Origin of the sequence: Streptococcus caecimuris, assembly GCF_943193075.1 — a bacterium.
Classification (GTDB): domain Bacteria; phylum Bacillota; class Bacilli; order Lactobacillales; family Streptococcaceae; genus Streptococcus; species Streptococcus caecimuris.
In genome coordinates, this window is sequence record NZ_CALPCT010000040.1 from 1 (window position 1) to 5,308 (window position 5,308).

A 5,308-nucleotide genomic window follows, 5' to 3' on the forward strand; every position below is an offset into this window, starting at 1 on the left:
CAGCCCTACTCAACTGTGCGGAGGTGGGACGACGAAATCGAATTCTAACGAATTACCGATTTCTGTCCCACTCTCTTCTTTCGTCTACCTATCAAGAAGTGAGGAAGGAATGAAAAAGAATATTGTAAAAGATGTCTTATTCTTGGGTCAAAAGTCAGAGGAAGCGACACCTGAGGATCGCACCTTGGCTTTGGATTTGCAGGACACTTTAAATGCTCATCTCCTTGAGTGTGTGGGTTTAGCGGCTAATATGATCGGGGTGAAAAAACGGGCGATTATCATCCGAATGGGAAGTGAAAATTTGGTCCTGTTTAATCCTGTTCTCCTTGAAAAGAAAAAGCCTTACCAAACAGAAGAAGGATGCTTGTCCTTGGTGGGGAGTCGGCCGACCACTCGTTATGAGGAGATTTCAGTGGCCTATCGAGATGTGAATTGGAAAGCAAAAACAATTCAGTTGTCAGGTTTTCCAGCCCAGATCTGTCAGCACGAAATGGATCATCTAGAAGGTATTATTATCTAAAGATGAAGGATGGAGTCGATTCGACTCCATTTTTTACTAGGAAAAAGTGATAGAAAAGTCGATTCTTGGAGACATAAAATTGATAAAAGCAAAAAAAGGAATAGCGGTTGTATAGAAAAAGAAGAAAGAAACAATAAAAAAGAAGCCTTGCTTGACAGGTTTTCTTAGGATCGCGTATACTAGTAGTACAAAAATGAGATGAAAGACAGGAGTGCCAACATGAAGCGTAACCTTCACGATTATCCAAAATTTTATCGTTGGCTAACCTTGCCTTTTACGAAAAAACCAAGTCGGATACAGGTCCTTAAACGGATGAATCGAATCTTGACGCTTGTGATGCCAGGCGTCTACGGAATGGTTTTTTGTTGGCTGTTTTTAAAGAAAACTTCGCTTGGAGGAATCTGGCCTTTTATCTGGATCCCTGCTTCGGGTTTTGTCTTGTTTAGCCTCTTTCGTCATTGGGTCAATGTTCCAAGACCTTATGAAAAATGGGAGATTCAACCATTATTAGAAAAAAATTCATCCGGTCATTCCTTTCCTAGCCGACATGTTTTTTCGGCGACCATTATCTCCATGTGTGTCTGCCAGTTGTCTCTTCCGCTAGGAATGTGCTCGATGCTCCTATCTCTTCTATTAGCCCTTGTCCGAGTTCTTGGAGGAGTTCATTATCCCAAGGATGCCCTCGTCGCTTGGGGGCTAGGACTCGTCTGGGGAGGACTCTTTTTGCTGGCTTGAATGAACAAATTGCTGAAAATTGACCTTTGTCTAAGAGCGAGGGATAGTGTATACTGGAAAGTGGACTTAGAATAGGAGAGAAGATGAAGTACAGAAAAGCAAAAAAAGCAGATCTGGATCAGGTGGTTCGAGTAGCCAGTACAGCTTTTGAGGACTATCTATTTTTAAAAGTTATCAAGGATTTGGTGCGTGATCCCAAGCAATACCCTGCCTTTGTTGAGGCAATGATGCGCATCCTGGTAAAGGTTTTTCTTAAGCACCATATTTGCCTTGTGGCAGAAAAAAATGATGAAATTTATGCAGTTGCCTTGTTGCAAAAGGGACCGATTCCTTTTCGGGCCTATCTCTTAAATGGGGGATTCGGTTTGCTCAAGTTTATTTCCTTGAAGAATATGTTGTCCTACTTTAAATTTATGGAGGACACGGATAAGGAATTGGAGCAAAATGTAGACTTTGATTGGTATTTGATGCTTCTCGCAGTCGCCCCTAAACACCAACGGCAGGGCTATGGCAGTCGCTTTATGACAGAAGGAATTGAGCCTTTCTTGGAAGAGATCAAAGGTGAAAAACTAGCCTTTTATACCAATACCAAAGGTAATGTCTATTTTTACACGAAAAATGGTTACAAGGAAGTCTATTCAAGTGAGATTAGCTTTAACCAAGTAGAGATGGGTAGTTGGTATTTCTTGAAGGAACTAAAAAAACACTAAGGATACAACCTTAGTGTTTTTTCATTGTAGCTGTGAATCTGCTTGAATGCCGAATTTTTCAAAGAAAGCAGTTCGTTCTTCTATGATAGCATCGGTCGGATGTTTGATATTCCGTAAGAGCTCAACAAGGTCCGGCGTGACTTCACGAAGCAGTTGCCCTAAGGACCAGATAGCCGTTGCAATATGAATCTGATTTTGTGAAGTTTCGATGATGTTCAGGAGCTTAGGGATGGCCGAACGGTCATTGGCATTGGCTAATGCAATGATGGCATTGCGCTGGAGGATGTTCTTGCCTCGCCAACTTCCAGCAACATGTCCGAATTTTTCCTTAAATTGTCCGTTGGACAGCTCGATAAAAGGAATCAACTCTGGATGAGCCAGATCAGGATCGATTTCTGTTGCTAAGGGATTATCTAGCCCTTTGTTATAAGGGCAGCAAATCTGACAGATGTCACATCCATAGATGACCGTTTTAATTTTCTTGCGAAATTCTAGGTCCATCATGCCCTTGTCTTGGGTTTGGAAGGACAAACAACGCTTGGCATTCATAGAGCCATCTCCGATTAAACAGGAGGTTGGGCATGCATCTAAACAACGTCGACAGTCTCCACAACCATAGTCGACTGGCTGATCCGGTTCGATTTCGAGGTTGGTAATCAATTCGCCCAGAAACATGTAAGAACCGTATTCTTTTGAAATGACCAAGCCATTTTTTCCGATAAAGCCAATACCAGCTCGTTGGGCGACAGCCGTATCAACCAGTGCTCCAGTATCGACCATGCCCTTGTATTCAAAATCTTGCGTCATTTCTTCAATCCCAGCAGCTAAGCGGTTGAGCTTGTCTTGAAGGACATAATGGTAGTCTAATCCCCAGCTGTTGGGCGTGAATTTTCCTCTTTTATAGGCTGTTTTTTGAGGTTGCTGCTTGAGTTTGTGGGGGTAGGCGACAGCGATTGAGATGATGGTCTTAGCGGAGGAGAGACTTAATTTGGGTTGGATGCGCTCTTCAATATTCTTATGCTCGAATCCAGAATTCCGTCCTTCCTCAACGGCCAAGCGGAGCGATTTTTCCAAATAAGCGAAGTCATCAGCGGTTGTAAAGCCAATTTTTGAAATCCCAATAGAATGCGCCAGTTGGATAATGTTTTCTTTTAGTGTCATCCCTTTCATTATACACAAAAATGAAGTTTCTGGCGAGAGAGGAAAATGATGGAAAGGGCTTTCAAAAACTTTCTTTTTTTTGTATAATAGAAACATGAAATGCGAGGAGGATATTATGGGACAACCATTATTTTTACATTCAGTCATGCAGGAAAAAATTTGGGGAGGAACTCGTCTGAAAGAAGAATTTGGTTACGAAATTCCGAGCGACCATGTCGGTGAATTTTGGGCGATTTCAGCCCATCCACATGGGGTTTCTAAAGTAGCCAATGGTCCATACGAAGGAATGGGATTGGATCAGCTCTATCAAGAGCATCGGGAATTATTCGGTAATCGTAAAGAACCTGTCTTTCCTTTATTAACAAAGATTTTGGATGCCAACGATTGGCTCAGTGTACAGGTGCACCCAGATGATACCTATGCAATGGAGCATGAAGGAGAACTTGGAAAAACTGAGTGTTGGTATGTGATTGCGGCTGATGAAGGATCTGAGATTATCTATGGGCACAATGCCAAGTCAAAAGAAGAACTCCGCCAGCAAATTGAGGACAAGAACTGGGATGCCTTGCTGACAAAAGTTCCTGTCAAGGCTGGAGATTTCTTCTATGTGCCAAGTGGGACCATGCACGCCATTGGATCTGGAATATTGATTCTTGAAACCCAACAGTCGAGTGACACCACCTACCGGGTTTATGATTTTGACCGTAAGGATGCTCAAGGAAACTTGCGTGAACTTCACTTGGAAAAATCAATTGATGTGTTAAACATCGGTGAGCCTGCCAATAGCCATCCAGATACAGTTGTAATCGATGATCTTCGAATGACCACCTTGGTTGCCAGTGATTTCTTCACCGTTTATAAGTGGGAACTGACTGGAAAAGCTGATTTTGAAAAGACCGCTGATTACAGCTTGTTGAGCGTCTTAGCCGGAGAAGGGAAATTGACGGTAGATGGAAAGGATTATCCTATTCAAAAAGGAAGCCACTTTATCTTACCGAGCGATGTTGAATCTTGGACTTTGGAAGGACAAGGTTTAGAATTAATCGTAAGTCATCCATAAAAAAGAAAGGGTTTGAGTTAAAAGTTGTGAAACAACTCAAGCCTTTTTTATCTGAAAACTTTTTTATGTTAAGCCTTGACTCTGACCTAAGGGTAGGGGTTATACTATCCTTGTAATACTCTTCGAAAATCAAATTCAAACCACGTCAGCGTCGCCTTGCCGTACATATGTTACTGACTTCGTCAGTTCTATCTACAACCTCAAAGCAGTGCTTTGAGCAACCTGCGGCTAGCTTCCTAGTTTGCTCTTTGATCTTCATTGAGTATAAGGAGGAAATCATGTACCATATCAAAGAAGCTGCAGAGCTGTCGGGTGTCTCTGTCAAGACCTTGCACCACTATGACAAGATAGGACTTCTCGTCCCTGTGAAATCTGAAAATGGCTATCGGACATACAGTCAAGAAGATTTAGAACGATTACAGGTGATTCTCTACTACAAGTATCTAGGATTTTCCTTAGACCAAATAGCAGAACTCTTAGCCGAAGAAAAATCTAACTTATTGCCCCATTTGACCAGGCAGTTGGACTATCTAACTCGAGAAAGACAACATCTGGATACCTTGATTGCCACCTTGCAAAAAACCATTCAAGAACAAAAAGGAGAAAGAAACATGACCATTGAGGAAAAATTCACTGGATTTAGCTATCAAGACAATCAAAAATACCACCAAGAAGCAGTAGAGAAATATGGTCAAGAAGTCATGGACCAAGCGCTTGAACGCCAAAAAGGTCGAGAAGAGGAGGCGACAAGAGCCTTTAATCAAGTCTTTCAAGCCTTGGCTAAAAACCTCCAAGCAGGTTTGCCAGTAACAGCATCGGAAAACCAAGAAGAAGCCGCCAAACTTTTAGACGCGATTCGAACGTATGGATTTGACTGCTCTATAGAGGTTTTTGGCCATATCGGCAAAGGCTATGTTTATAATCCAGAATTCAAGGAAAATATCGACAAGTTTGGAGCTGGCACAGCCCAGTACACTTCGAATATCATTGCCTTTTATGTCGAAAATCAAGCAAAATAAAAAAGTGAGAGTGGGACAGAAATCGGAATTCGTTAGAATTCGATTTCGTCGTCCCACCTCCGCACAGTTGAGTAGGGCTGTAAAAGCTGATGAAATCAGCGTA

6 protein-coding genes are annotated in these 5,308 nt (G+C 42.1%); 5 read left to right on the plus strand and 1 reads right to left on the minus strand.

All coding sequences use genetic code 11. The features are described 5' to 3' along the window. Positions 1–109 precede the first annotated feature (109 nt). The 3 genes from NFR56_RS09710 (at position 110) to NFR56_RS09720 (ending at position 1,965) form a co-directional block, all read left to right on the plus strand. Entirely contained in the window at positions 110–520 is a 411-nt protein-coding gene (locus NFR56_RS09710) for a peptide deformylase (protein WP_070505238.1), read from the plus strand. Positions 521–739: 219 nt separating this feature from the next. Further along, the gene (locus NFR56_RS09715; RefSeq protein WP_195423979.1) at positions 740–1,255 is read left to right on the plus strand and encodes a phosphatase PAP2 family protein; all 516 of its coding nucleotides are present in this window, start codon (positions 740–742) and stop codon (positions 1,253–1,255) included. Positions 1,256–1,338: 83 nt separating this feature from the next. Continuing rightward, positions 1,339–1,965 carry a GNAT family N-acetyltransferase gene (locus NFR56_RS09720; protein ID WP_195423981.1) on the plus strand — a complete coding sequence of 209 codons (627 nt, stop codon included), beginning with the start codon at positions 1,339–1,341 and terminating at the stop codon, positions 1,963–1,965. Between the two features lie 21 nt (positions 1,966–1,986). On the opposite strand, the gene queG is transcribed toward NFR56_RS09720, so the two are convergent. Then, a complete protein-coding gene (gene queG, locus NFR56_RS09725; RefSeq protein ID WP_070665525.1) occupies positions 1,987–3,126 on the minus strand; it encodes a tRNA epoxyqueuosine(34) reductase QueG in 1,140 nt (379 codons plus the stop codon). A 115-nt stretch (positions 3,127–3,241) separates the two neighbouring features. On the opposite strand from queG, the gene manA reads away from it, so the two are divergent. After that, the gene (gene manA / locus NFR56_RS09730; protein WP_003005297.1) at positions 3,242–4,186 is read left to right on the plus strand and encodes a mannose-6-phosphate isomerase, class I; all 945 of its coding nucleotides are present in this window, start codon (positions 3,242–3,244) and stop codon (positions 4,184–4,186) included. A gap of 278 nt (positions 4,187–4,464) precedes the next feature. Next, positions 4,465–5,205, plus strand: coding sequence for a MerR family transcriptional regulator (locus NFR56_RS09735; protein WP_195423985.1), 741 nt, complete (start codon positions 4,465–4,467; stop codon positions 5,203–5,205). The last annotated feature ends 103 nt before the right edge of the window (positions 5,206–5,308 follow it).

What these genes read in the sequence shown, in the direction of transcription:
- NFR56_RS09710 (WP_070505238.1), top strand. Translation starts at nt 110, where the DNA reads ATGAAAAAGAATATTGTAAAAGATGTCTTATTCTTGGGTCAAAAGTCA.
- NFR56_RS09715 (WP_195423979.1), top strand. Translation starts at nt 740, where the DNA reads ATGAAGCGTAACCTTCACGATTATCCAAAATTTTATCGTTGGCTAACC.
- NFR56_RS09720 (WP_195423981.1), top strand. Translation starts at nt 1,339, where the DNA reads ATGAAGTACAGAAAAGCAAAAAAAGCAGATCTGGATCAGGTGGTTCGA.
- queG (WP_070665525.1), bottom strand. Translation starts at nt 3,126, where the DNA reads ATGACACTAAAAGAAAACATTATCCAACTGGCGCATTCTATTGGGATT.
- manA (WP_003005297.1), top strand. Translation starts at nt 3,242, where the DNA reads ATGGGACAACCATTATTTTTACATTCAGTCATGCAGGAAAAAATTTGG.
- NFR56_RS09735 (WP_195423985.1), top strand. Translation starts at nt 4,465, where the DNA reads ATGTACCATATCAAAGAAGCTGCAGAGCTGTCGGGTGTCTCTGTCAAG.